This window comes from Xanthobacter sp. DMC12 (genome assembly GCF_056314105.1).
The window spans coordinates 14929-40243 of the sequence record NZ_JBQUYZ010000003.1; the positions used below are offsets into that span (position 1 = coordinate 14929).

Genomic DNA, 25315 nt, shown 5'->3' on the forward strand with positions numbered 1-25315 from the left:
ACACGGGGATTTCGATATGAAGCGTCTTGCTTTACTGGCCGCCGCAGTCGCAATCGGCCTGTCGTCTCTTCCCGCCGAAGCCGCGAAGGTGCGGATCGGCTACTGGAGCTCGGGCGTCAGCCTCGGCTTCGGCTCCTTCCTGGAAGCCGGCAAGTTCATGGAGAAGCAGGGGCTCGAAGCCGAGTTCGTGAAGTTTCCCGATGTGAATGCCCCCACCAAGGCCATGGCCGCCGGCGCCATCGACTTCGCCATCGGCGCCAGCGCTGGCAGCGCCTTCTCGGTCGCCACCGATGGCCTGCCCCTGACCATCGTGCTCGCAACCCAGGTGGCCGACCTCGATTTCGTGGTGATGGCGGATTCCCCCATCACCAAGATGGAGGAGCTGAAGGGCAAGAAAATCGGCATGTCGCCCGCCGGCAGCGCCACGGCGGCCATCAGCGCGGCCATCCTCATCAAGAATTACGGCATGACCGCCTCGGATTTCGAGGCCGTGCCGGGCGCCGACCCGCGCCTCGCGCAGTTCCTGGTGCAGAAGAACATCGATGCCGCGGCGCTGCGCACCGTTACCATCGCCCTCCTGCCAGACGTGAAGCTGCGCAAGCTCGCCTCCTTCCGCACCGAGTGGGCGAAGGTCACCGGCAAAGAGGCCCCGCCCGTGCTCGGCGTCGGCCTCATGCGCAACGCCTGGATGAAGGAAAATCCAGACGGCCCTGCGAAGGTCATCGCCGGAATGCGCAACGCCTTCGAGGCCGGCAAGGCCGACAAGGCCGCCGTCGCCAAGGCGCTCATGGCCGCCGGCAACATCCCCGAGGATGACGCCAAGGCCTACGCCGCCCTGTGGGACGGCATCTACACCGTCTCCATGGAGCCGGCCGACATCGCCTCGATGAAGGCCGAGTTCGAAGTCTTCAAAAGCGTCGGCGCAGTAAAGGGCGACCTGCCCGACGCGGCCCTGGACCCCGCCCCCTACGAGGCGTCCAAGGCCATCAAGTAGTCGCCCTGGCGCGCAAGCCGCCGAACGTCCCAGAGAAACGGACCAAAGAAACGTCCAAGAAGAGAGAAGTGAAATGACAAAGACCATGAAGGCCCTGCTGCTGAAGCAACATGGCGACGTGAGCGACCTCCAGGTCATCAATGACTATCCGGTGCCCAGCGCCAAGCCGGGCGAGGTGGTGATCCGGGTCGGCGCCTCGTCCTTCAACTATCACGACGTGTTCACGGTGAAGGGCATGCCCGGCATCAAGGTGCCCCTGCCCGTCATCATCGGCCTCGACATGGCCGGCGAGATCGTGGAGCTGGGCGAGGGCGTCACCGGCTGGTCGGTGGGCGACCGCGTGCTCGTGAACCCGCTCAACCCCAAGGTGGGGCTGATGGGCGAGATGATGGACGGCGGCATGGCGGAATACTGCGCCGTCACCGCCGGCCAGCTCATCAAGATGCCCGACGGCGTGAGCTTCACCGACGCCGCCTCCCTTCCCGTCGCCTACGGCACGGCGCACCGCATGCTCGTGACCCACAACACGGTGAAGGCGGGCGACAAGGTGCTCATCCTCGGCGCCTCGGGCGGCGTGGGCACCGGCTGCGTGATGCTGGCCAAGCAGATGGGCTGCGAGGTCATCGCCTGTGCCGGCTCCGACGACAAGATGGCCCGCCTGAAGGAACTGGGCGCGGACCATGTCGTGAACTACCGCACCACCGACTTTTCCAAGTGGGCGGTCGAGAAGTATGGCAAGCCCCAGCGCCGCACCTATGAGGGCGGCGTGGACGTGGTGGTGAACTTCACCGGCGGCGACACCTGGGTGCCCTCGCTGCGCTGCGTGAAGCGCGGCGGCACCATCCTCGTGTGCGGCGCCACCGCCGGGCACGATCCGAAGGAAGACCTTCGCTACATCTGGAGCTTCGAGCTGAAGGTCATCGGCTCCAACAGCTTCTACCACGAGAACCTCTCCGCCCTCATGGACATGATCCAGAAGGGCGAGCTGAAGCCGGTGGTGGACAAGGTTCTCCCGCTCGAAGAGGCCGCCGAGGGCCTGCGCATGATCCGCGACCGCGAGGTCATGGGCAAGATCGTCGTCACCCCCTGAGAGGCTTCATCATGTCTGACGCTCCCCTGACCAAGGAACAGGTCGAAGCCCTCCTGCTGAAGGGCCCCTTCCACCAGTGGCTCGGCCTCACCGTCGAGGACGTGGGCGAGGGCACCATCCGCCTGCGCGCCAAGTGGCGCCCGGAATGGGTGGTGAACGCCGACCGGGGCTATGCCCACGGCGGCATCCTCGCCACGCTCGTCGACCTCACCGCCGACTGGGCGCTCGTCTCCAAGACCGGGCGCGGCGTGCCCACCGTCGACCTGCGGGTGGACTATCACCGCGCCGCCATGCAGCACGACCTCATCTGCGTGGGCAAGGTCATCAAGTTCGGCGGCCAGCTCTGCGTCTCCGAGGCGCAGGTTCTGGACGAGGACGGCAAGCTGCTCGCCTCCGGGCGCGGGGTCTACATGATCCCGCCCAAGGCCTGAGGAGGCGCCCGTGGCCGCGCTCGACCATGTGGTGATCAACACCCTCAAGTCCATGGACGCGGCCGCGGACCTCTTTGCGGCGCTGGGCTTCACGCTCACGCCGCGGGGGTACCATTCGCTCGGGTCTATCAACCATCTGATGATGACGCCCGGCGCCTATCTGGAGCTGGTGGGGGTGCCGGATACCGGCCGCCAGCGCCAGGAGGTGCTGGACAGCCCCTTCGGCCTCAACGGCCTGGTGCTGCGCACCTTCGATGCCGACGCCACCCGCGACCGCCTCGCGGCCTCGGGCTTCGCCCCGACCGGTCCGGTGGCCTTCTCGCGCCCGGTGGATCTGGCCGGCGTGGAGCACGAGGCCCGCTTCCGCACCGTGCGCCTGCCGCCGGAGACATTTCCGGCCGGGCGCGTCTATTTCTGCGAGCACCTGACGCCGGAGCTGGTCTGGCGGGATGAGTGGATGAGCCATCCCAACGGCTTTTGCGCCATCGACGCCTTCACCATCGCCTCACCCGATCCCGAAGCCGAAGCCCGCCGCCTCGCGAGCGCCTTCGACAGCACGGCCGAGCCGGATGGCGATGGCTGGCGCGTGCCGCTGGAGGATGCCGACGTGCGCGTGGTGCCGGGCGAGAAGGCCGCCTGTCGCACGACGGCTCTGCGCTTCTCATCCCTCGACGACATCGCCGCCCGCGCCAACGCGCTGAGGGACGCCCGCTGGGAGGCGCTCGGCCCCGACATGGGCCGCCTCACCCTGCCCGCCTTTGACCTGAACCTGACCTGCAGGAGCGGCCGATGAGCTTGCCCGCGAATCTCGGGGATTTCGTCTGCCGCACCACCGCGCCGGACCATCCCCTGTTCATCGGCCTCGATTTCGACGGCACAACCACCGTGCTCACCCGCGCCGGCTTCGACGCCCTCGCCGACGCCGTGGCGCGGGGTCTTCTCAAGCACGGCCTCGGGCGCGGCGACCGCGTCGCCATCCTCGCGGCGAACCGGCCGGATTATATGGCGGTGGTGATGGGCGCCATGCGCGCCGGCATCGTGCCGGTGCCCGTGAACTTCAAGTTCCCGGCCGCCACCATCGCCGACGTGATCGCCGATTGCGGCGCGCGCCTCGTGGTCCATGACGGCGAGCGCCGCGCGCTCCTGCCCGCCGAGGCGCCCGAGGGCGTGGCCTTCGTGGATTTCGACTGCACCGGACCGGGCACGCTCGCCGCCCTCCTCGATCCCGGCGCGTTCGAGCCCGTGGTGCCCGCGCCCGACGAGCCGGCGCTCAGCCTCTACACCTCCGGCTCCACCGGGCGGCCGAAGGGCGTGCTGCTCTCCCACGCCGCCCACCGCTGGGTGGCGGACACCCGCCGCGCCGAGATCGACCTCTCCCGCGAGCGCATGCTTATTGCCGCGCCGCTCTACCACATGAACGCGCTGGCGCTGGCCTTCCTCGCCTGCGCCGCCGGCAGCACGGCGGTGCTGCTGCCCCAGTTCCGCGCGGTGCCCTATATCGAGGCCATCGCCAGCCATGGCTGCACCTTCCTCACCGCCGTGCCGCCCATGATCGCCATGATGCTGCGGGAGAAGGCGGCACTGGCTGAGGCGGACCTTTCCGGCGTGCGCCTGCTGCGCATGGGCTCGGCGCCGGTCACGGATTCCCTCGCCCAGCAGATCCGCCAGCTTCTGCCCAACGCCGCCATCATCAACGCCTACGGCACGACGGAAGGCGGTCCCACCGTGTTCTCCGGCCATCCGGACAGGCGGCCCGTGCCCATGGGCTCGGTAGGCTATCCCCATCCTCAGGTCGCCGTGCGCCTCGTGGGGCCGGAGGCGCCGGAGAGCGGGGAGCTGGAGATGAAGAGCCCGGCGGTGATGCTCGGCTATCACAACCGCCCGGACGTGCGCTCGCCCCTCACGGCGGACGGCTTCTACCGGACCGGCGACGTGTTCCGCCGTGACGCGGACGGCTTCTATTATTTCCTCGGCCGCACCGACGACATGTTCGTCTGCGGCGGCGAGAACATCTTCCCCGGCGAGGTGGAGGCGATGCTCGACAAGCACCCGCAGGTGCTCCAATCCTGCGTCGTGCCGGTGCCGGACGAGATCAAGGGCGAGAAGCCCGTGGCCTTCGTGGTGCGCCGGCCGGGCACCGACATCGGCGAGGAAGCCCTCAAGCAGTTCATGCTCGCCAACGCCCCCGCCTACCAGCATCCCCGCCGCATCTGGTTCCTGGAGCAGATGCCGCTCGCCACCACCAACAAGATCGACCGCAGCGCGCTCAAGCGGCGCGCGATGGCCGAGATGAGCCCGGCCGAAATCAGCGCGGGGAGCCCCGCATGAACATCATCGCCCCGCCCCGCGCGGTGCCGGACCAGGCGTGGGTGGCCGAGGCCATCGCCCGCATCGAGGCCGACATCAACCGCTCGGCCGACACCCACCTCATCCGCATCCCGCTGCCGCGCGTGCCCGGCATCACGCTCTATCTGAAGGACGAATCGAGCCACCCCACCGGCAGCCTCAAGCACCGGCTGGCGCGCTCGCTCTTCCTCTATGCCCTGTGTAACGGCTGGATCGGGCCGGACACGACCATCATCGAATCCTCCTCCGGCTCCACCGCCATCTCGGAGGCCTATTTCGCCCGGCTGCTCGGCCTGCGCTTCATCGCGGTGATGCCCCGGCGCACCTCGGCGGAGAAGGTGGCGGCCATCGCCTTCGAGGGCGGCGAGCCCCACCTCATCGACGGCTGGAACACCTCGGAAGAAGCGCGCCGGCTCGCCGAGGAGCTGGACGGCCATTACATGGACCAGTTCACCTTCGCCGAGCGCGCCACCGACTGGCGCGGCAACAACAACATCGCCGAGAGCATCTTCTCGCAGATGGCGTTCGAGCCGTATCCGATCCCCGACTGGGTGGTGTGCAGCGCCGGCACGGGCGGCACGGCGGCGACCATCGGGCGCTTCATCCGGTACCGCAAGTTCCCCACGCGGCTGTGCGTGGCGGACCCGGAAGCCTCCGTCTTCCACCGCCACTATGCCGACCGCTCGGTGATGCAGGTGGATGCCTGCAAGAGCGTCATCGAGGGCATCGGCCGTACCGTGGTGGAGCCCTCCTTCATCCCCTCGGTGGTAGACCGCATGGCGGTGATCTCCGACGCCGCGAGCATCGCCGCCGCGCGGCGGATCACCGCCGTGATCGGCCGCGCCTGCGGCGGCTCCACCGGCACCAACATCTCCGCCTGCGTGGATCTCATCGAGGAGATGGCGGCGGAGGGGAAAGGCGGGTCCATCGTGACCCTGCTGTGCGATTCCGGCGCGCGCTACCGCTCCACCCTGTATGACGATGCCTGGCTCGCCGACCACGGCATCGATCTGTCGCCCCACATCGCGCGGCTCGATGCCGTGTTTGGCCCCGAGCGCTGAATTTCCCTCTTTCCGGGACTGCACCATGACTGCGTCGTTCGATTGGTCCGCCGGCTATCCCTCGCGGCGCCTGCCCGTGTTCGGCAACAATGTGGTCTCCACCTCCCATCCGCGCGCAGCGCAGGCGGGGCTCTCCATGATCGCGCGGGGCGGCAATGCGGTGGACGCCGCCATCGCCGCCGCCGCCGTCATGGCCATCGTGGAGCCGTGCAGCAACGGCCTCGGCTCGGACGCCTTCTGCATCCTGTGGGACGGCAAGGGCCTGCACGGCCTCAACGCCTCGGGCTTTTCGCCCGCCGCCTGGACGCCCGACTACTTCCGCGCCAAGTACGGCGCCGACGCAAAAACCCTGCCCCAGCGCGGCTGGGACGCGGTGACGGTGCCCGGCGCGGTGGCGAGCTGGGTGGCGCTCTCCGAGCGCTTCGGCAAGCTGCCGTTCGCGGACCTGCTCGAACCCGCCATCGCCATCGCCGAGCGCGGCTTCCTCGTCTCCACCAATGTGCAGCACAAATGGGCCGCCGCCGCGACCCTCCCGCAGCTCACCTCGCAGCCCGGTTTCAAGGAAGTGTTCCTGCCCAAGGGACGCGCGCCCTTCGTGGGCGAACATGTGCGCATGCCCGGCGCCGCCCGCGCGCTGCGGCTGATCGGCGAGACCAAGGGCGAAGCCTTCTATCGCGGCGAGATCGCCGAGGCTCTGGAAGCGAACGCCAAGGCCAATGGCGGCGCCCTCACCGCCGCCGACATGGCCGCCTACGCGCCGGACTGGGTGACGCCCGTGGCGCAGGACTATCGCGGCTACACCGTCCACGAGATCCCGCCCAATGGGCAGGGCATCACCGCGCTGATGGCGCTGGGCATCCTCTCCTATTTCGATCTTTCGGGGATGCATGTGGACGGGGTGGAGGCGCAGCACCTCCAGATCGAGGCCATCAAGCTGGCCTTCGCCGATGTCTATCGCTACGTGGCGGACCCCCGGGCCATGGAGATCAGCCCGGCGGACATGCTGGACAAGGATTATATCGCCTCCCGCGCCCGCCGTATCGATCCGCGCCGCGCACAGCGTTTTGCGCCGGGCAATCCGGTGCGGGGCGGCACCATCTATCTCACGGCGGCGGATGCGTCGGGCATGATGGTGAGCTTCATCCAGAGCAACTACCAGGGCTTCGGCTCCGGCGTGGTGCTGCCGGAGTGGGGCGTGTCGCTGCAGAACCGCGGCTTCGGCTTCAGCCTGAACCCGGAGCGAGCGAACGTGGTCGCCCCCCGCAAACGGCCGTTCCAGACCATCATTCCCGGCTTCCTCACCAAGGACGGCCAGCCGGTGATGAGCTTCGGCGTGATGGGCGGCAACATGCAGCCGCAGGGCCATGTGCAGACGCTGGTGCGGATGCTCGACTTCGCCCAGAACCCGCAGGCCGCCTGCGACGCGCCGCGCTGGCGCTTCGACGAGGGCCTCTCCATCAACCTCGAACCTGGCAATTCACCGGAGCTGCTGGACGGCCTCGCCGCGCTCGGCCACGAGGTGGCGGTGCTCAACGACACCTATCAGGACTTCGGCGCCGGCCAGTTCATCTGGCGCATGGGCGATCCGGCGGTGGAAGGCTACGCGGCGGCCAGCGATCCGCGCCGGGATGGTCAGGCGGCGGTGAGCTGAAGGGCGGCGGCGACGCCTTCATCACGCGATGCTCCCCGGCGGTCGGGCTCGCCGAAGCCAGAAGAGCACGGACGCAGCAAAGGTGTCCTTGGCAGCAGGCGTCGATCCAGCGGCCAAGGCAAAGGCGGAGAAGGCCGCGCTCCTGCGCTGGCCCTTCGAGATCACCGCGCAGAGAAGACCCATCGCCCTCCACCCTGTCTCGAGCGGATCCCAGACCGAAATGCCCTCGGCCTCGCGGAACGGATGGGAGGACGCCCAATAGAAAAGGCCGGCGCACGGGGCGCCGGCCAGGCTGTGGAGAGACGGAACGCCGCTCAGTTGCCGTAAGGGCGGTGCAGTTCGACCTCGGGGTTGAGCCGGACGCCGAAGCCCGGCTTGTCGAGGGCGGAGGCCTTCATGCGGCCGTTCACAGGAACCGGCTCATCGAGCAGCAGCGGGCTGAAGGCGGGACGCACCTCGTCCGCATTCGGCGCGCTCATGATGATCTCGGTGAACGGGCTGTTATGGCGCGTGATGACGAAATGGTAGCTGTAGACGCCCGAGCCGTGGGGCACCATGAGCTTGCCGTGGGCGTCCGCCAGCGCCGAGATCTTGATCAGCTCGGTGATGCCGCCGCACCAGTTCACGTCGGGCTGGATGATGTCGCAGCAGTCCATCTCAAGGAGCATGCGGAAGCCCCAGCGGGTGGCCTCGTGCTCGCCGGTGGTCACCAGCATGCCCTTGGGCACGTTGCGCTTCAGGTCCGCATAGCCCCAATAGTCATCGGGGGAGAGGCATTCCTCGATCCACTTGAGGCCGAACTCCTGCGCCTTCTGGGCGAGCTTGATGGAATAGTTGAGGTCAAGGCTCATCCAGCAGTCGTACATGAGCCAGAAGTCGTCGCCGACCTTGGCGCGCATGTCGGCGAGCTTCTCGATGTTCTTCTTCAGGCCCTCGTCGCCCTCCGCCGGGCCGTGCAGCAGAGGCAGCTTGCCGCCGATGAAGCCCATTTCCTTGGCGAGGTCCGGCCGCGCGCCGGTGGCGTAGAACTGCAGCTCATCGCGCACAGGGCCGCCGAGCAGCGCATGCACCGGCTCGCCGCGCAGCTTGCCGAGCAGATCCCACAAGGCGATGTCCACGCCCGAGATGGTGTTCACCACCACGCCCTTGCGGCCGTAGAACTGGGTGGAGAAATACATCTGGTCCCAGATCTTCTCGATCTCGGTCACCTGCCGGCCGATGAGGAAGCGCGAGAGGTGCTTCTCCACGATGAAGGCGCCGATCTCGCCCGCGGTGGTCACGCCGAGGCCGATGGTGCCGTCGGAGGCCTCCACTTCCACCACCAGCGTGCCGAGCACGTTGATGCCGAAGGAGCGGCGGCTCTGCCGGTATTCCTCGTAGCGCGCCATGGGGGTGGCGATGTGGTCGTCGATCCAGTGATAGCCCTGGGTGTCGTGATAGTCGGCGCCGCCGCCGCGCACGGTGTAGGCGCGGACCGCCTTGATGGTCGGCATGGCCATGGTCTTGTCTCCTCTTCGCCCCCCGCTCTTGGCGCGGGGCGTCACATGGTCGAAATCAGGCGTCGCGGCTCACGCGCGGCGCGTGGCCGGAGCAACGGGAAGGGCCCGGGACTGGCCGATGGCGAGGATCAGCACTGCGCCGATGAGCGTCGTGCCGGCGAGCAGATAGAGGCCTGCGGACTGAGAGGCGAAGGACGCCTCCGCCCAGGTCTTCACGTTCGGCGCGACGAAGCCGCCCAGCGCGCCGAGCGAATTGATGAGGGCGATGCCGCCCGCCGCCGCCACGCCGCCGAGATAGTCGGTGGGGAAGGTCCAGAAGATGGGCTGCACCGAGATGAAGCCCGCCGCGGCAAAGCAGAGCGCGATCAGCGCCAGCGCAGGCGAGGTGGTGGCGACAGAGGCCGCGATGCCGAGACCGGAGACCGCGAGGATCGCCGCCGCATAACCGCGGCGGTTGCCGGAGGCATCCGCCATGCGCGGCAGCACATAGGCGGCCACCAGCGCGCACACCCACGGGATAGCCGAGACGAAGCCCACCTGGAGGCCCACCTTGGTGCCCAGCAGGTTCGCCACCTGCGTCGGCAGGTAGAACACCACGCCGTACACGCTCATCTGGATGAGGAAATAGATGAGCGCGAAGTGCAGCACCTTCATGTTGCGCATGGCGGAGAGGAGATGCGCGGGACCGTGCGTGGTCTTGTGGCTCTCCTCGGCGGCGAGCACGCGCGTCAGCTCGTCCTTCTCGGCGGCGTTGAGCCACTTGGCGTCGGCCGGCTTGTTGTCGAGGTAGAAATAGGCCCACACGCCCACCACGGTGGCGAGCAACCCTTCCACCATGAACATCCACTGCCAGCCGTGCAGTCCGCCGAGGCCGTGCCAGTCCAGCAGCAGGCCGGAGAGCGGCGAGCCGAAGATGAAGGCGAGCGGCGCGCCGAAATAGAACAGGCCCATGGCCCGCCCGCGAGCGAACGACGGGAACCACAGGGTGAGATAGAGGATCACGCCCGGGAAGAAGCCGGCTTCCGCCGCGCCCAGCAGCACGCGCAGCACGTAGAAGGTTAATTCGTTGTGCGCGAACATCATGGCGGCCGAGATGAGGCCCCAGGTGACCATGATGCGCGCCATCCAGATGCGCGCGCCCACCTTGTGCATGATGATGTTCGAGGGCACCTCGAACAGCGCGTAGCTCAGGAAGAAGATGGAGGCGCCCAGCGCGAAGGCGGCATCCGAGATGCCGGTGTCCGCCTGGAACGCCTTCTTGGCGAAGCCCACGTTCGCCCGGTCGAGGAAGGCGAGCACGTACATGAGCAGAAGGAACGGCAGGAGCCGCTTGGTGACCTTGGAAATCGTCGCCTGAAGCGACTCGGACGGGGCGGGCATGAGCCTCTCCTTTTGGAAACGTTGCCTCCGGCCGTCTCGGGGTCATTCCCGGACGGCTCTTTTTTTGGCGCGCCCGGTCAAGCCGGGACGCGCGGGGAGACGGCGGCTTTGGGCCGCCAGCATGTCTTGCGATGCGCTCAGTAAACGGCCCGGCCGCCGGAGATGTCGAACACCGCTCCGGTGGAGAAGGCGCAGTCTTCCGACGATAGCCAGGTGATGAGGGCAGCCGCCTCGTCTACTTCCAGGAAGCGGCCCATGGGGATCTTCGACAGCATGAAGTCGATGTGCTCCTGCTTCATCTGGTTGAAGATCTCGGTGCGCGCGGCGGCCGGCGTGATGCAGTTCACCAGCACGTTGGACTGCGCCAGTTCCTTGCCCAGCGACTTGGTGAGGCCGATGAGGCCGGCCTTCGACGCCGAATAATGGGAGGCGTTGGGGTTGCCTTCCTTGCCGGCGATGGAGGCGACGTTGACGATGCGTCCCCAGCCGTTCGCCAGCAGGTGCGGCACCACCGCCTTGGAGGTGAGGAAGGGGCCGACGAGGTTCACGTCGATCACCCGCCGCCACACGTCGGTGGCCAGTTCCCACGTCTTGCCGTTGCCGCCGGTGATGCCGGCATTGTTGACGAGGATGTCGATCTTGCCGTGCTTGGCGACGACATTCGCTGCGGCGGCCGTGACCGAAACCTCGTCGGTCAGTTCCACCATCTCGGTGGAGACGTTACCGGCTTTGGCGAGCTCGGCGGCAGCCTCGGCGAGACGGGCGGCGTCGATGTCCCAGAGCGACACCTCGGCGCCGGAGGCGAGCATGCGCTGCGCGGTGGCATAGCCGATGCCGCGCGCGCCGCCGGTGATGATGGCCACGCGGCCCTTGAGATCGATATTGGTCATGGCGCTGTTCCTCAGCCCTGCACGGTAGTCTGGCGCTGCTCGCCGAGGCCCTGGATGCCGAGGCGCATGGTCTGGCCCGGCGTGAGATAGAGCGGGGGCTTCTGCCCGAGGCCGACGCCAGGCGGGGTGCCGGTGGAGATCACATCCCCCGGCTGCAGGCTCATGAACTGGCTGATGTAGCTCACGAGGTGTGCGACGCCGAAGATCATCGTGCGGGTGGAGCCGTCCTGGAAGCGCTTGCCGTCCACCTCCAGCCACATGTGGAGATCCTGCGGGTCGGCCACCTCGTCGGCGGTCACGAGCCAGGGGCCCATGGGGCCGAAGGTGTCGCAGCCCTTGCCCTTGTCCCACTGGCCGCCGCGCTCGATCTGGAATTCGCGCTCGGACACATCGTTGATGACGCAGTAGCCGGCGACATGGGAGAGGGCGTCCTCTTCACTCACGTACTTCGCAGGCTTGCCGATGACGATGCCCAGTTCCACTTCCCAGTCGGTCTTCTTCGAGCCGCGGGGGATTTCAACGTCGTCATTGGGGCCGACGATGGAGCTGGTGGCCTTCATGAACAGGACCGGCTCGGACGGTACGGGCAGACCGCTCTCGGCCGCATGATCGGAATAGTTGAGGCCGACGCAGACGAGCTTGCCCACGGCACCGACGCAGGCGCCCAGCCGGGGATTGCCGTCTACCAGCGGCAGGGTCGCCGGATCGATGGCCTTCAGGCGATCTAGGCTTTCGGGAAGGAGGGCGGCTCCGGCGATGTCCGGGACGATGCCAGTAAGGTCGCGCAGGCGGCCTTCCGCATCGATGAGGCCGGGGCGCTCCTGCCCCGCCGCGCCATGGCGAACGAGCTTCATGTGTTTCCTCCCATCGGTCCGCCGTTCGTCCGTTATGGGCCGGACCGGTTCGAGCCAATTCGGGCGGACGCTAGCCGACTGCGCGATAACGGGATAATGAGAAAATCTGTTCAGCTAATTCCATCAGGTTATCGCGATGCGCGACCTCGGACCTGCCGCCCTTCTCTCGCGCCTGCGCTTCAAGCAATTGCGCCTCGTGGACGTTCTTGGACGTACGGGAAATCTCCGCCGCACGGCGGCAGAGCTGAACATGACGCAGCCGGCCGCCACCAAGATCCTCCAGGATCTTGAGGACACGCTTGGGGTGAAGCTGTTCGAGCGCACGCCGCGCGCGATGCTCGCCACGGAGATCGGCACCCATGTGGTGGACTATGCCCGCCGGGCGCTGACGGACGGCGAACGCTTCGCCGGCGCCCTCGCCAATCTCAAGCGCGGCGGCTATGGCGCGCTGGCGCTCGGGGCCATCATGGCAACCGCGTCCGACCTTCTGCCCCGCGCCATCGCCGAACTGAAGCGCCAGCGGCCGCTCATGACCATCCAGGTGCTCGCGACCACCTCCGACCAGTTGATCGCAGCGCTCGGACGGGGCGAGCTGGATCTCGTCATAGGCCGGCTGCCCACCAGCGAGGACCGGGCGAAGTTCGATTTCGAGCCGCTGTCCATGGAGGATCTGTGGGCGTTCGCAGCGGCTTCGCATCCGCTGGCCGGGCGGCCCCATCTCGACCTCGCCGACATGGGCGATCTGCCCTGGGTGCTCCAGCCGGCCCCGAGCCCCATGCGGCGGCTCATCGACACCGCGTTTGCCGCTGCTGGCCTCAGGACGCTCGACAATCTCGTGGAGACCTCCTCCATCTTCGCCACGCTCAATCTGGTGCGGCACGCGGGCATGGTTTCCATGCTGCCGAGCACCATCGTTGCGCAGGAAGTGGCGAGCGGCGGGTTCGTCCGCCTGCCGCTGGAGGTGAAGGGAGAGCTGGAGCCCTACGGCATCGTCACGCGAAAGGGCGTGATGATGACGCCGAACGCGGCCGAATTCCTCGCCATCCTGAAGGTGCTCGTCGCGGGGAAGGAGCGGGAGGGCACGAATGCCAGTGGCGCAGGTCGCATGCCTCGGCCTCGGGCTCATCTCCCTTCCCGTCAGCGAAACCCCAGCAAGAATGACTGCACGTGAACCTCCACGCGCTCAGTAAGAATCTAGTGCCACGGACCAGCATTTGATGGACGCTACGAGGCATGGCCGCCCGGCCCTTCAGTCCGCCACGGTCTGCAGATAGGACGGGACGGGGATCGGCTTGCCCTTGGCGGTGATCTCGAAGCGGCCGAGCCAGCGCTCGACAGCGTCCCTGAGATGGGATTCGAGCGCCTTCGCGGCCTGTTCCGGCTGTGCATCCAGCAGCAGGTCGATGATCCCGATGTGCTCGTCCAGGGCCGCCACGATCAGCCGGATGGGGATCCCCAGGAATGGATCGAAGAGGTGACGGGTGGGGCCGAACAGCAGGTGCGTGCGCTTCAGGGCGCGCATGATCTCCGGGTTCTCGCAATAGCCGAGCAGCGTGATGTGAAGGTCGGTTTCCGCCTCATCGAAGCGCGTGCTGCTAATGGGCGTCTCGGCGCGGGTGGCGAGGATGCGGGCGCGCATGTCCGCGAGCACGGCGGCAGGCACGTGAGAGGCCGCCTGGCGCAGGGCTGCCGGCTCCAGTAGGCAGCGCAGTTCGTAGAGATGGCGGATGCGATCCGGCGTCATCTGCTCGGCGATCCAGTGGCCGGCGTGGTCCTTGGCGATGAGGCCAACGCCGTGCATTCGCGCCAGCAGGTCCCGCGTCACCGTCCGGCTGACGCCGAAATGCTCCGCCAGGCGCAGTTCGTTCAGCCGCACCGAGCCGAAAAGGGTGCGTACGAACAATTCCTGCTCGACCTCCTGATACATGCGCTCCCACTGCCGGGGCGCCGACACGTCCACAGGATCGAGCACCGCGGTGTCGGAGGCTTCGCCGCCCGGAACGCGGTAGCCGCGCCCTTCGAGCGGCTCCACCACGCCATCCTCGCGCAGCCGCTCCAGCGCCTGGCGCGCCGGCGACCGGCTGATGCCGAACGCGCGGACCACCTCCGCCTCCAGCAGGCGCTCGCCGGGACGGATCTGGCCGGCGGCGATCATCTCGCGGAGCTGGAGATAGGTCCGATCCTGGAGGGAGCCGCCCGCCGCGGCATCAGCGTCCTTGCCGGTTCTTGCGTCCCCCATGGCCTGCTCCGTTCCTCCGGGCCCTGCGCAGCATAGCCCGCGCCTATCGGCAGCGACGATCCGTTGCAAGAGGCCCGCGCCCTTGACAGGGACTGTCGCATGGCATTTAACATAAAACGTACTTTGAATCCAAAGTACGTTTTTGCCGCACCTCAGGACAGCCAGAGTGATCTTCCCGAACGCGCCCATCACCTGCGTCGAGGACCTCCGCCGCCTGGCCGCGCGCCGGGTGCCGCGCATGTTCTACGACTACGTGGATTGCGGCTCCTGGACCGGCGCGACCTATCGGGCGAATGAGGAAGACCTTGCCGCCATTCGCCTGCGCCAGCGGGTCGGCATCGACATCTCCCGGCGCAATCTCTCCAGCCGCATGCTGGGCGAGGATGTCGCCATGCCGGTGGCGCTCGCCCCCACCGGTCTTGCGGGGATGCAGTGGGCGGACGGGGAGATCCTCGCCGCGCGCGCCGCCGAGCGCTTCGGCGTGCCGTTCACCCTGTCCACCGTCAGCGTTTGCTCCATCGAGGATGTGGCCGCCCACACCTCGCGCCCCTTCTGGTTCCAGCTCTATCTGATGAAGGACCGCGCCTTCATGGAGCGGCTGGTCGCCCGCGCCCGCGATGCCGGCTGCTCGGCGCTGGTGCTGACCATGGATTTGCCGGTGCAGGGCCAGCGCCACCTCGACATCAAGAACGGGCTCTCGACCCCGCCGCGCCCCACGCTGCGCAATCTCGTCAACCTCGCCACCAAGCCGCGCTGGTGCCTGAACATGTCGCGGACCGAGCGGCTCACCTTCCGCAACATCGTCGGCCATGTGGAGGGGGTGAGCGATGCCTCCTCCCTCGCCCACTGGGTGTCCGAGCAATTCGACCAGACCCTCAGCTGGGAGCATGTGCGGTGGCTGCGGCGCATCTGGGACCGCAAGCTCATCGTGAAGGGCATCATGGACCCGGAGGATGCCCGGGCCGCCACTCGCGCGGGGGCGGATGCCATCGTCGTGTCCAACCATGGCGGTCGCCAGTTGGACGGGGCGCCCTCCAGCATTTCCGCTCTGCCGGGCATTGCCGAGGCGGTGGGGGCGCGCACCGAGGTGCTGTTCGATGGCGGCGTCCGCTCGGGGCAGGACGTGCTGAAGGCGCTGGCGCTGGGCGCCGGCGGCGTGCTCATCGGCCGGGCCTTCCTCTACGGCCTCGGAGCCATGGGAGAAGCCGGGGTGACGCGCTGCCTGGACCTCATCCGCCGGGAACTGGACCTTACCATGGCGCTCTGCGGCATCACCGACACGGCCGACGCCGCGCGCGCCTTGCTGGACGCGCCCGCTTATCGCGAACCCGCCGCGCGCCTGGCGGCACCCGTCTGACCGACATGCCCCGCACGCCGGGGCCCGCGACCACAGGAGACGACCGATGTTCGGCAAGTATCAGATGCACCCCGGCAGCGGGGTCAACCCGCCTTATTCCCCGGCCTATCCGGTGGAGTGGGAATGCGCCTTGCGGACGCTGGAGGTGATGACCCGCGTCGATCCCGCGAAGACGCGGGCGCTGCTCGCGGAAACGCCGTTCGAGCTGGTGAACGACCGCGTCGCCTTCCGATTCATGGCCTCGCCGGGACACACTCTATCTCTCCATCAGGGCCGCATGTTCGACCTGATGGTGACGGTGGCGGTCCGCTATGAGGATCTGTTCACGCAGACACACATCTACATGTACTGCTCCGACCCCATGGGCATCGCGGCCGGCCGCGAGCTGTTCGGCTACACCAAGAAGGACTGCACCTATCGCTTCGACGAGGCCGAGACCGGCGCCATCGAAAGCGCGGTGATCCGGCGGGGCGTGCCGCTTGCGGAGGTGTCGTTCACGCCGGACCCGGAGGCCCCCATCGTGCGCCTCGTGGACGGCGCAGAGCAGCCCGGCGGCGAGATCCATGTGCGTCGGCTGCCGCACCCCGAGCGCCTTGAGACGGCCTATGCCGATGTCGTCTACCGCCGCACGCCCATCGCCTACTCCGCGCCGGTCGCCGGCCGCGCGGTCATGAACCTACACGAAAGCGCCTTCGATCCGCTGACCGAGCTGGAGCCGGAAGTCCTCTCCGCGCAGTTCATGGTCTCCGACGTGTACGGCGGCGGCTTTGCGGTGGAGGACCGTCGTCTGCTCAAGCGGCTCATTCCCTGAGCTGCCCCCAGAACAAGAACGAAGGGAGGACTATCCATGACCCGAAAGACAGACGAGACCATCCCCCGGCTCCGACGCCCGCCAACGCTCTCCCGCCGGGCCATGGTGGCCGCCGGCGCGCTGATGCTGGCGATGCCGGGGCTCGCTCTCGCGCAGGACCAGAAGACGATCAAGATCGGCGTGCTCACCGACATGTCCAGCCTCTATGCGGACGTGACCGGCAAGGGCTCGGTGGTCGCGACCCAGATGGCGGTCGAGGACTTCAACGCGGCCGCCAAGCCGCTCAAGGTGGAGGTGATCGCCGCCGACCACCAGAACAAGGCCGATGTCGCCGCCGGCATCGCCCGCAAGTGGTTCGACACCGAGGGAGTCGACATGATCGTGGACGTGCCGAACTCGGCCGTCGCGCTCGCCGTGGCCGCGATTGCCCGCGAGAAGAACAAGGTGATGATCGCCTCCGGTCCCTCCTCCTCGGACCTCACCGGAAAGGCCTGCTCGCCCAATACCGTGCACTGGACCTACGACACCTATGCCCTCGCCACCGGCGCCGCCACCGCGGTGGTGGAATCCGGCGGCAAGAACTGGTTCACGCTCACCGCGGACTACGCCTTCGGCCATGCCATGGAGCAGGACGTCCGCAACGTAGTCGCCCGCACCGGCGGCAAGGTGATCGGCGGCGTCCGTGCCCCGCTGAACACGCAGGACTTCTCATCCTTCCTGCTGCAGGCGCAGGCATCCGGCGCGCAGGTGGTCGGCCTCATCAATGCCGGCGGCGACACCATCAATTCCATCAAGCAGGCGGTGGAATTCGGCATTCCGCAGGGCGGCCAGCGGCTGGTCGCCACAGTGCTCTATGTCACCGATGTGCATTCGCTGGGGCTGAAGGTGGCGCAGGGACTCCAGTTCACGGAATCCTTTTACTGGGACCTGAACGAGGGCACCCGCGCCTGGACCAAGCGCTTCGCGCCGCGCAACGACGGGCGCTATCCCAGCGCCCTGCACGCCGGGGCCTATGCCTCGACCCTGCACTATCTCAAGGCCGTGTCTGCCCTTGGAGGTGCCACCGACGGCGTGGCGGTGGTGGACAAGATGAAGGCGCTGCCCACCGATGATCCGCTGTTCGGCAAGGGCTCGATCCGTATCGATGGCCGCAAGATCCACCCGATGTTCCTGTTCCAGGTCAAGACGCCAGCCGAGTCCAAGTATCCGTGGGACTATTACACGGTGGTGAAGTCCATTCCGCCGGAGCAGGTGTGGCGTCCGCTGTCGGAAGGCGGCTGTGCGCTGGTCAAGTCGTGAGCGTCGCGCTGGTCACGGGCGGCGGTGGCGGCATCGGGCGCGCCATCGCACTGAAGCTCGCCGCCGCCGGTCACGACGTGGCGGTGATCGACCGCGACGTGGCGCTCGGGGCCGAGACGGCACGGCTGGTCGAGAAGGCTGGAACCGCCGCCCTGTTTCTCGCTGCCGACGTTTCCTCCTCCGCAGAGGTCGCGGACTTCGTGGCGGAGACCGAAGGGCAGCTCGGCCCCATCGCGCTTTTCGCGAACAATGCCGGGATCGAGGGCGCTGTCGCGCCCATCTACGACTATCCGGACGACGCCTTCGACGCCGTGATGGCGGTGAATGTGCGGGGCGTCTTCCTCGGGCTCAAGCACGTGCTGGCACGGATGAGGCCGAGAGGAAGGGGGGCTGTCGTCAACACCGCTTCCACCTCCTCCATCCGCGGCCGGCCGGGGCTCGCCGGCTATGTGGCGAGCAAGCACGCGGTGCTCGGCCTCACCCGCGTCGCAGCGCTGGATGTCGCGGGCACGGCCATCCGGGTCAACGCCGTCCTGCCGGGTCCGGTGGAGACGCGGATGATCCATGCGCTGGACGAGAAGGCGGCCGCTGCCGGCGGCATCCGCCGGGCGGGGACCGCCGCCTATGGCGCGCCGGAGGATGTGGCGGCGGTGGTCGCCTTCCTCCTTTCGCCGGCGGCCGCCCACGTCAACGGTGCCGCCTGGACCATCGATGCCGGCGCCACGGTGCCCTGACCCCCTCTAAGCCCGTCCCTACCCGAGGATTTCCCCCATGAAGCTATGCCGCCATGGCGCTCCCGGCGCCGAGATGCCGGCGCTCGTCGACCGCGATGGCCGGATGCGCGATCTCTCCAGCGTCTGTGCGGATATCGGCCCGCGCGAACTGTCCCCCGAGGGGCTCGCCTCCCTTGCTGCGATCGATCCCGCCACTCTGCCGGTGGTCGAGGGTGAGCCGCGGCTCGGCGTGCCGTTCACCGGCATGAGCAAGTTCATCTGCATCGGCCTGAACTATTCGGACCACGCGGCGGAAGCCGGCATGGCGGTGCCGGGCGAGCCCATCATCTTCCTCAAGGCGCCGTCCGCGCTGTCGGGCCCTGACGATCCCATCATCGCGCCGCCGCACACGACGAAGCTCGATTGGGAGGTGGAACTGGGCGTCGTCATCGGCACCACCGCCCGTTACGTGGACGAGGCGCAGGCGCTCGATCACGTCGCCGGCTATTGCGTGGTGAATGACGTGTCGGAGCGCGCCTTCCAGATGCAGTCGTCCCAATGGGACAAGGGCAAGGGCTGTGACACATTCGGCCCCGTGGGGCCGTTCCTCGTAACCAAAGACGAGGTGCCGGATCCGCAGGACCTCGACATGCGGCTCGACGTGAACGGGCGGCGCATGCAGGCCGGCAACACGCGCACCATGATCTTCGGCGTGCGCGAACTCGTCGCGTATTGCAGCCGCTACATGACGCTCCTTCCCGGCGACATCATCGCCACCGGTACCCCGCCGGGTGTCGGCATGGGGATGAAACCCGAGCCGGTATGGCTGCGCCCCGGGGACGTTGTGGAACTGGAAATCGCTGGGCTTGGCCGGCAGCGGCAGCAGGTGACCGCCTACAGGTGAGGGGCGGCCAGCCCTCGCAAAGCCGATGGCCTGCTCGCCATGTTCCGGCTCAAGCTTGGGATGCTTCCCGCGCTCTCCGCCTGCGGGTTGGCACTGTCGGCATCGACAGGGGGAAGTCTTCCAACCATTTCCAGATAGCTTGATGAGAACTGAGCGCCCTCACCCGGCCCGCTTCCCCCTTGGCTGATCCTCACCGGCGTCAAGAACGCAGCGCCGGCACAGGCGTTCAGGCGGCGCGATAGCGCTGTGCCGGGACGGAGCCGCCCAGGTGCTGCGCCATGGCCCGGCGGGTGGCGTCATAGGCGAGCCATTCACCGCCGTCCTGCAGGGCCGGGATCGTGACGACCTCTCCGGCATCGAGGCCGGCGAGCGCGGCGTCCACCATCTCCTCCGCGGACATCACGATTTCCTTGGGCAGGTTCCCGTGGCCGCCCACGCCGGGGATGTTCCAGAATTCGGTGGCCGTGGCGCCGGGCAACACCGCCTGTACACGCAGGCCACGCGCGCTGAGTTCGTGCTGGAGCGACTGGGTGAGCGCCAGCACATACGCCTTGCTCGCCCCATAGACCCCGTTCAGCACCTCCGGCGCCAGCGCCACGATGGAGGAGACGTTGATGATGGTACCGCCGCCCCGCGCCACGAAGGCCGGCGCCGCCGCGTAGGTCAGGCGGGTCAGGGCCGTGACGTTGAGGGCGATCATCTCCTCCATGCGGGTGACATCGCTGTCGAGCAGTGCGGTCGCGGCACCGAAGCCGGCATTGTTGACGAGCAGGGAAATGCCGGCGTCCTCGCGCAGCAGCGCCTCGATGCGGCGGAGGTCGGCTGCATCGTTGAGATCGGCGGGCACCGTCTTCACCGCGCGTCCGGTGGCAGCCTTGATGCGGGCCGCCACCTCATCCAGCCGCGCCGCGTTGCGGGCGACGAGGATGAGGTCATAGCCGCGGCGCGCCAGCCGCTCCGCATAGATGGCGCCGATGCCGCCGGAGGCGCCGGTGACCAGCGCGATGCCCTTATTCTGTTGCGTGTTCATGGCCGATCCCCGGTCGTTCGTGATGCGGGGAGACTAGGCGTGAGGCGGCATGTCTTGAATGTCAAAGAAACGGCAAATCAGGACATGAGCGTGCGACGTCGATCGAGTACAAGGGCAATGATCTCGGACGCGGCGGCGACTGCGCCGATGGCCCAGATGAGCCCGCCGGCGACAAGGCCCGCGCCCAGCGCCGAGCCGAGGGAAAAGCCCAGGTACATGGTGGAGGTGTTGAGCGCGAGGGCAACGGGCGCCTGTGCCGCCGGCCCGGCCGCGATGAGCCGTGCGAGTTGGGCGGGATAGAAGGACCATACGCTGAAACCCCATCCCACCACGCCGGCCAGCACTGGCACGAGGGCGAGCGCGGGGGGAAGCCGCGTCGCCAGCGCGAGCGTCAGGAAGGACAAAGCGAGCACCGCAAGGGAGCCCATCACCACCCGACGCGAGCCGAGCCGGTCGTTGAGGCTGCCACCCACGGAGACGCCCACCGCCGCAGCAAGGCCCCAGGCCGACACGCTGGCACTGATGCCGGCGGGCCCGAAGCCCAGCACCTCGGCCAGATAGGGCGCGATGTAGGGATAGGCGACGAAGGCGCCCACCGACCAGAACAGCGTGACGCCGAGCAGGCCAAGCGCTGCGGGCTGGCGCACCACGCCCAGCCGCTCCGACAGGCTCGCCACCGCCACCTGCGCGCCCGCATCGCGCCGGATGCCCAGCAATATGCCGATGATGGCGACGAGCCCCATCCCTGCAACGCCGAGGAACGTCGCGCGCCAGCCGAAGGCGTGCCCCACCAGTGCACCAAGGGGCAGGCCGAGGGCGATGGCGACGGTCATCCCGCCGCTGACGATGGCGAGCGCCCGCCCGCGCTTCTCCGGCGCCACGATGACGCCCGCCAGCGCGTTGGCGCCGGGCACATACAGGCCCGAGGCGATGGCCATGGCCATCCGTGCGATAAGCAGCGTCGTGAAAGATGAGGAGAAAGCCGCCGCGAGGTTCGCGGCTGTGAACAGCCCCATGGCGAGCAGCAGCGCGCTCCGCCGCCCGAGGCCCGCCGTCGCCACCGTGGTGATGGGCGAGGACACGGCCATCATCAGGGTAAACACCACGACGAGGGTCGCCGTGGCCGACAGGCTCATGCCGAGGTCCGCCGCGATGGTCGGCAGGAGCGGCGCGATCATGAAGCCCTCGGTGCCGATGGCGGCCGTCCCCAAAGCGAGGAAAACCGCAGGCATCAGCGACGAACTGGCCGCGTAGGGCATCGCCGGCGCCTTGGCCGGCGCAAAGGCGGCCGAAGCCGCCGGAGTGTCTTCCGAAATGAGATTGGCCATCACGGCCTCCAGACGCATCGTGCGATGGCTGGACCCTAGGCGCGGTCAGTCATGTCTCAAATGACATGCAAACGTCAATTCGCGCCACTTTCGGAGCCGTCTTTGGCCCCCTCGATGTAGCGCAGGCTGCGGCGCAGACTCTGGGGCGGATGGCCGAAGTGGCGCAGGAAGGCGCGCCGCATGCGGTCGCGGTCGTCGAAGCCGGTGTCGCGGGCCACCACATCCATGGCGTAACGCCCCTCCTCCAGCATGGCCTTCGCCGCCTCGAGGCGCAGCCGCTCCACCGCCTTCGCGGGAGATTCCCCCGTCTCCTCGCGGAACACCCGGCTGAACTGCCGTGGGCTCAGGCTCGCGGCCTCGGCCAGCTCTTCCACGGTGAGCGGGTTGCGCAGGTGCTCCTTGGCATAGGTCAGCGCGCGGCGGACCCGGTCGGAGCGCGGCTCCAGCTCCAGCAGCGCGGAAAACTGCGACTGTCCGCCCGGTCGGCGATGATAGACCACCAGCTTGCGGGCGATGGACCGGGCGAGCGCGGCGTCGTGATCGTCCTCGATCAAAGCGAGGGCGAGATCGATGCCCGCGCTCATGCCGGCGGAGGTCCAGACGTTGCCGTCGCGGATGAAGATGCGGTCGTCTTCCACACGGATGGCGGGATAGCGCTCCTGCAGGGCACGGGCGTGCGCCCAATGAGTGGTCGCGGCCCTGCCCTCCAGCAGGCCGGCCTCGGCGAGGCGGAAGGCCCCGGTGCAGATGCCGGCCACACGACGCGACCGCTCGCCCGCTTGTGCGATGTAGGCGCGCAATGCCTCCGGCGTGGGGCCGGGCACCAGTTCACCCAGCACCACCAGCGTGTCGGGATAGGCGCCGAGGGGCTGGGTAGTCACCGAGACCCCGAGGGAGGAGGAGACGCCCCCGCCCTTTTGCGACATCAGCGTGAGGGAATAGCCCGGCTGCTCCAGCACCGTATTGGCAAGCTCGAAGGCCGAGACCGCAGCGAGCCCCATCATCTGGAACCCATCCTCGACCATGAAGCCGATGTGCCGCATGTCCCGCTCCGATGTCCCGTTTTGCCGCTTAAGGCAATCTGGGACATAGCATCGAGAATGCAAGTCGCCCTGCCCCGTCGCAGTGGGCCATACGGGGCAGATGACCGGAATCGCCGCGTTTTCGTCCGTCTGCGCGGGGTATCAAGCCCCGAGCCTCAAGCCCCGAGCTTCGTCTTCGCCAGCGGCAACGTGCGGATGCGCCGCCCCGTAAGCGCCGCGACGGCGTTCACAACGGCTGGCGGCACGCCGGGCAGGCCAGGCTCGCCGACGCCGCCCATGGGTGCGCCGCTCTCGACGATCTCCACGTTCACCTTCGGCATGTTGGCGCGCGACAGGATGGGATAGTCGTCGAAATTATGCGATTGCCGCACGCCATCCGCGTAGGCCAGTTCCTCGAACAAGGTGGCGGAGAGGCCCAGAGCGGCGGCCGATTCCACCTGTGCCTTCACGATGGCCGGATTGACCACGCTGCCGGGATCAAAGGCGATCCACAGCTCGTGGACCTTCACCTCGCCGCCCTCCAGCGAGACCTCGGCGATGGTCGCCGTCTCCGATCCGAACGGGGAGGCCATGGCGACGCCCCGCGCGCGCTTGCCGCCCGGAGCCTCGAACGGCCCCCGCTTCCAGCCGCCGGACATGGCGGCCACCGTCTCCAGCAGCTTCAGGTGGCGAGGCTTCTCCTTCAGCAGCGCGCGGCGCAGCTCGAAGGGGTCCTGCCCGCCGGCCAGGGCCATCTCGTCGAAGAAGCCTTCGTAGAAGAAGTCGTTCATGGAGTGTCCCACCGACCGCCAGAAGGCGATGGTGACGGGATGGGCCACCTTGGCATAGTCCATCCGGCGGTTGGGGATGGCGTACGGCTTCTCGATGATGCCCTCCACCGCCGAGGGGTCCACCCCGCCATTGGCGCCGAAGCCGAAATAGCGGCCGAGCGGCCCCTCCCCTACCGTGCGCACCTCGATGGCCTGCGGCTTGCCATCCGCCCCGATGGCCGCGCGGAAACGGCTGTAGCTGAGCGGGCGCAGCGCATCCCGCTTGAACTCCTCCTCCCGCGACCACAGCACCTTCACCGGCCGCCCCGTCTCCTTCGCCAGGATGATCGCCTGCGGGAACGGATTGCCCGGGCCGTACATGAAATGCCGGCCGAAGAACCCGCCGAGGATGGGCGAATGGAGGATCACCTTCTCCGGCGGCAGGCCGGAGACCTTGGCGGCCACTTGCTGGAACACCTCGGGCATCTGGTTCGGCACCCACAGCTCCAGCGTGCCGTCGGCGTTGAAGCGCGCCATGGAGGAGGCCGGCTCCAGCTGGCCGTGGACCAGATAGGGGGCGTCATACTCCGCCTCGATGACGTTGGCGGCGTTGGCGAAAGCTGCCTCGGCCTTGCCGTCCTGCTCGGCCGGCACGGCAGGCGCCTTGCTCGCTTTGAGGGCACTGAGGAAGCCGGCGGAGGAGAAATCCGCCGCCACCGCATCGAACCCCGTCGCTGGCGGGGCGGACCACAAGACCTCGGCCGCCTCCACCGCCTTCCGGGCGCGATACCAGCTGTCCGCCGTAACGGCGACGGCACCTGGCAGGCGATGGATGCCATGAACGCCCGGCATCGCCTTCAGCGCGGCTTCGTTGGCGATGGCGGTGGGCTCTGTGCCAAGATGCGGGGCGTGCTGGACGGCGGCGTAGAGCATGCCGTCGAGCTTCTGGTCGATGGCATAGACCGCCTTGCCGGTGGACTTGGCCCGCACATCAATGCGCGGCACGGCCTTGCCGAGCCAGCGGAAGGTGGCCGGATCGCGCAGCTTCACCTCGACCGGCGGATCGAGGGCTAGAGCCTCCCCGGCCAGCGCGCCGTATGGAATGCGCCGGCCGGTCGCCGCATGGATCACCTCGCCGTCGCGGGTGGTGAGGCTCTCTGCCGTCACGCCGAGGCGGGCCGCGGCGACACGGATCAGCATCTCCCGCGCGGTGGCGCCGAGCCGGCGCATGACGGTGTAGCTGGAGCGGGTGGAAAAGCTGCCGCCGGTCATGCGCAGCCCGTCGATCACCGCATAGTCCGGACCGGGCGGGGCGCACTCCACCGTGAAGCGGGCGGGGTCCACGTCCAGCTCCTCGCCGATGGTCTGGGCGATGCCGGTGCTGATCCCCTGTCCGCCCTCGACGAAGGCGCTTAGGATCTTGAAGCTGTTGTCCCGGCCGATGACGAGGAAAGCCGGCACGCGGGTGCCGGGCTTGATGGCGGCCGGTGCCTGCGCCCGGCCCGGAAGCGCCGGCATCAGCACGCCGAGTATCAGCGCGGCGCCGCCGAGGCCGAGCACGCCACGGCGGGACAGGTTGGCGATGCCCTCTGAGGGCATCAGCGGGACGGCGTGGGCCGGTCGGACTTTCGTCAGCGCTTCCATGG

The 25315-nt window shown here is 68.2% G+C and carries 22 protein-coding genes; 13 read left to right on the top strand and 9 right to left on the bottom strand.

Annotated features, from left to right (window positions below):
• The first annotated feature begins 16 nt into the window (after window positions 1-16).
• The 7 genes from ACT535_RS13220 (at window position 17) to ACT535_RS13250 (ending at window position 7573) form a co-directional block, all read left to right on the top strand.
• Complete coding sequence (locus ACT535_RS13220) at window positions 17-994, top strand: ABC transporter substrate-binding protein (RefSeq protein WP_476364735.1); 978 nt, start codon at window positions 17-19, stop codon at window positions 992-994.
• A gap of 73 nt (window positions 995-1067) precedes the next feature.
• Window positions 1068-2084, top strand: a complete 1017-nt coding sequence (locus tag ACT535_RS13225) for a quinone oxidoreductase family protein (RefSeq protein WP_476364736.1) — start codon at window positions 1068-1070, stop codon at window positions 2082-2084.
• Between the two features lie 11 nt (window positions 2085-2095).
• Window positions 2096-2515 carry a PaaI family thioesterase gene (locus ACT535_RS13230; RefSeq protein ID WP_476364737.1) on the top strand — a complete coding sequence of 140 codons (420 nt, stop codon included), beginning with the start codon at window positions 2096-2098 and terminating at the stop codon, window positions 2513-2515.
• Window positions 2516-2525: 10 nt separating this feature from the next.
• The gene (locus ACT535_RS13235; protein WP_476364738.1) at window positions 2526-3308 is read left to right on the top strand and encodes a VOC family protein; all 783 of its coding nucleotides are present in this window, start codon (window positions 2526-2528) and stop codon (window positions 3306-3308) included.
• Complete coding sequence (locus tag ACT535_RS13240; RefSeq protein WP_476364739.1) at window positions 3305-4843, top strand: class I adenylate-forming enzyme family protein; 1539 nt, start codon at window positions 3305-3307, stop codon at window positions 4841-4843. The genes ACT535_RS13235 and ACT535_RS13240 overlap by 4 nt, the downstream gene beginning before the upstream one ends.
• The gene (locus ACT535_RS13245) at window positions 4840-5922 is read left to right on the top strand and encodes a PLP-dependent cysteine synthase family protein (protein ID WP_476364740.1); all 1083 of its coding nucleotides are present in this window, start codon (window positions 4840-4842) and stop codon (window positions 5920-5922) included. Before ACT535_RS13240 ends, ACT535_RS13245 begins: the two co-directional genes overlap by 4 nt.
• A 25-nt stretch (window positions 5923-5947) precedes the next feature.
• Complete coding sequence (locus tag ACT535_RS13250; protein WP_476364741.1) at window positions 5948-7573, top strand: gamma-glutamyltransferase family protein; 1626 nt, start codon at window positions 5948-5950, stop codon at window positions 7571-7573.
• Window positions 7574-7887: 314 nt separating this feature from the next.
• On the opposite strand, the gene rhmD is transcribed toward ACT535_RS13250, so the two are convergent.
• The 4 genes from rhmD to ACT535_RS13270 form a co-directional block, all read right to left on the bottom strand.
• Window positions 7888-9072, bottom strand: a complete 1185-nt coding sequence (gene rhmD, locus ACT535_RS13255; protein WP_476364742.1) for an L-rhamnonate dehydratase — start codon at window positions 9070-9072, stop codon at window positions 7888-7890.
• A gap of 69 nt (window positions 9073-9141) precedes the next feature.
• The gene (locus ACT535_RS13260; RefSeq protein WP_476364743.1) at window positions 9142-10452 is read right to left on the bottom strand and encodes an MFS transporter; all 1311 of its coding nucleotides are present in this window, start codon (window positions 10450-10452) and stop codon (window positions 9142-9144) included.
• Window positions 10453-10589: 137 nt separating this feature from the next.
• A complete protein-coding gene (locus tag ACT535_RS13265) occupies window positions 10590-11342 on the bottom strand; it encodes an SDR family NAD(P)-dependent oxidoreductase (protein WP_476364744.1) in 753 nt (250 codons plus the stop codon).
• 11 nt (window positions 11343-11353) lie between these two features.
• Window positions 11354-12196, bottom strand: coding sequence for a fumarylacetoacetate hydrolase family protein (locus ACT535_RS13270; RefSeq protein WP_168458840.1), 843 nt, complete (start codon window positions 12194-12196; stop codon window positions 11354-11356).
• Window positions 12197-12332: 136 nt separating this feature from the next.
• On the opposite strand from ACT535_RS13270, the gene ACT535_RS13275 reads away from it, so the two are divergent.
• Window positions 12333-13367, top strand: a complete 1035-nt coding sequence (locus ACT535_RS13275) for a LysR family transcriptional regulator (protein WP_168458841.1) — start codon at window positions 12333-12335, stop codon at window positions 13365-13367.
• A gap of 78 nt (window positions 13368-13445) precedes the next feature.
• Here ACT535_RS13275 and ACT535_RS13280 read toward each other — a convergent pair whose 3' ends face one another.
• Window positions 13446-14435 (bottom strand): GntR family transcriptional regulator, encoded by a 990-nt coding sequence (locus ACT535_RS13280; RefSeq protein ID WP_476364745.1) that lies wholly within the window; start codon window positions 14433-14435, stop codon window positions 13446-13448.
• 166 nt (window positions 14436-14601) lie between these two features.
• On the opposite strand from ACT535_RS13280, the gene ACT535_RS13285 reads away from it, so the two are divergent.
• From ACT535_RS13285 to ACT535_RS13305, 5 genes are read left to right on the top strand one after another with little or no spacing between them, the layout of a single operon-like run.
• A complete protein-coding gene (locus ACT535_RS13285; RefSeq protein WP_476364746.1) occupies window positions 14602-15792 on the top strand; it encodes an alpha-hydroxy acid oxidase in 1191 nt (396 codons plus the stop codon).
• Window positions 15793-15838: 46 nt separating this feature from the next.
• A complete protein-coding gene (locus tag ACT535_RS13290) occupies window positions 15839-16603 on the top strand; it encodes an acetoacetate decarboxylase family protein (protein WP_476364747.1) in 765 nt (254 codons plus the stop codon).
• Between the two features lie 36 nt (window positions 16604-16639).
• Window positions 16640-17902 carry an ABC transporter substrate-binding protein gene (locus ACT535_RS13295; protein WP_476364748.1) on the top strand — a complete coding sequence of 421 codons (1263 nt, stop codon included), beginning with the start codon at window positions 16640-16642 and terminating at the stop codon, window positions 17900-17902.
• Window positions 17899-18636, top strand: coding sequence for an SDR family NAD(P)-dependent oxidoreductase (locus ACT535_RS13300; protein ID WP_476364749.1), 738 nt, complete (start codon window positions 17899-17901; stop codon window positions 18634-18636). Before ACT535_RS13295 ends, ACT535_RS13300 begins: the two co-directional genes overlap by 4 nt.
• A gap of 37 nt (window positions 18637-18673) precedes the next feature.
• Complete coding sequence (locus tag ACT535_RS13305; RefSeq protein ID WP_476364750.1) at window positions 18674-19519, top strand: fumarylacetoacetate hydrolase family protein; 846 nt, start codon at window positions 18674-18676, stop codon at window positions 19517-19519.
• Window positions 19520-19745: 226 nt separating this feature from the next.
• Here the strand turns inward: ACT535_RS13305 and ACT535_RS13310 are convergent, their stop codons facing one another.
• From ACT535_RS13310 to ACT535_RS13325, 4 genes are all read right to left on the bottom strand, one after another.
• A complete protein-coding gene (locus tag ACT535_RS13310) occupies window positions 19746-20549 on the bottom strand; it encodes an SDR family NAD(P)-dependent oxidoreductase (protein WP_476364751.1) in 804 nt (267 codons plus the stop codon).
• Window positions 20550-20626: 77 nt separating this feature from the next.
• Window positions 20627-21877, bottom strand: coding sequence for an MFS transporter (locus ACT535_RS13315; protein ID WP_476364752.1), 1251 nt, complete (start codon window positions 21875-21877; stop codon window positions 20627-20629).
• A 74-nt stretch (window positions 21878-21951) separates the two neighbouring features.
• Entirely contained in the window at window positions 21952-22920 is a 969-nt protein-coding gene (locus tag ACT535_RS13320; protein WP_476364753.1) for a GlxA family transcriptional regulator, read from the bottom strand.
• A 155-nt stretch (window positions 22921-23075) separates the two neighbouring features.
• Window positions 23076-25313, bottom strand: a complete 2238-nt coding sequence (locus ACT535_RS13325) for a xanthine dehydrogenase family protein molybdopterin-binding subunit (protein ID WP_476364754.1) — start codon at window positions 25311-25313, stop codon at window positions 23076-23078.
• Window positions 25314-25315: the final 2 nt, after the last annotated feature.

Bases quoted from the DNA above. Each gene is read 5' to 3' on its own strand.
- ACT535_RS13320 (WP_476364753.1), bottom strand. From the start codon at position 22,920: ATGCGGCACATCGGCTTCATGGTCGAGGATGGGTTCCAGATGATGGGG.
- ACT535_RS13225 (WP_476364736.1), top strand. From the start codon at position 1,068: ATGACAAAGACCATGAAGGCCCTGCTGCTGAAGCAACATGGCGACGTG.
- ACT535_RS13325 (WP_476364754.1), bottom strand. From the start codon at position 25,313: ATGGAAGCGCTGACGAAAGTCCGACCGGCCCACGCCGTCCCGCTGATG.
- ACT535_RS13305 (WP_476364750.1), top strand. From the start codon at position 18,674: ATGAAGCTATGCCGCCATGGCGCTCCCGGCGCCGAGATGCCGGCGCTC.
- ACT535_RS13240 (WP_476364739.1), top strand. From the start codon at position 3,305: ATGAGCTTGCCCGCGAATCTCGGGGATTTCGTCTGCCGCACCACCGCG.
- ACT535_RS13290 (WP_476364747.1), top strand. From the start codon at position 15,839: ATGTTCGGCAAGTATCAGATGCACCCCGGCAGCGGGGTCAACCCGCCT.
- ACT535_RS13245 (WP_476364740.1), top strand. From the start codon at position 4,840: ATGAACATCATCGCCCCGCCCCGCGCGGTGCCGGACCAGGCGTGGGTG.
- ACT535_RS13230 (WP_476364737.1), top strand. From the start codon at position 2,096: ATGTCTGACGCTCCCCTGACCAAGGAACAGGTCGAAGCCCTCCTGCTG.
- ACT535_RS13265 (WP_476364744.1), bottom strand. From the start codon at position 11,342: ATGACCAATATCGATCTCAAGGGCCGCGTGGCCATCATCACCGGCGGC.
- ACT535_RS13315 (WP_476364752.1), bottom strand. From the start codon at position 21,877: ATGGCCAATCTCATTTCGGAAGACACTCCGGCGGCTTCGGCCGCCTTT.
- rhmD (WP_476364742.1), bottom strand. From the start codon at position 9,072: ATGGCCATGCCGACCATCAAGGCGGTCCGCGCCTACACCGTGCGCGGC.
- ACT535_RS13295 (WP_476364748.1), top strand. From the start codon at position 16,640: ATGACCCGAAAGACAGACGAGACCATCCCCCGGCTCCGACGCCCGCCA.
- ACT535_RS13310 (WP_476364751.1), bottom strand. From the start codon at position 20,549: ATGAACACGCAACAGAATAAGGGCATCGCGCTGGTCACCGGCGCCTCC.
- ACT535_RS13220 (WP_476364735.1), top strand. From the start codon at position 17: ATGAAGCGTCTTGCTTTACTGGCCGCCGCAGTCGCAATCGGCCTGTCG.
- ACT535_RS13270 (WP_168458840.1), bottom strand. From the start codon at position 12,196: ATGAAGCTCGTTCGCCATGGCGCGGCGGGGCAGGAGCGCCCCGGCCTC.
- ACT535_RS13275 (WP_168458841.1), top strand. From the start codon at position 12,333: ATGCGCGACCTCGGACCTGCCGCCCTTCTCTCGCGCCTGCGCTTCAAG.
- ACT535_RS13250 (WP_476364741.1), top strand. From the start codon at position 5,948: ATGACTGCGTCGTTCGATTGGTCCGCCGGCTATCCCTCGCGGCGCCTG.
- ACT535_RS13280 (WP_476364745.1), bottom strand. From the start codon at position 14,435: ATGGGGGACGCAAGAACCGGCAAGGACGCTGATGCCGCGGCGGGCGGC.
- ACT535_RS13260 (WP_476364743.1), bottom strand. From the start codon at position 10,452: ATGCCCGCCCCGTCCGAGTCGCTTCAGGCGACGATTTCCAAGGTCACC.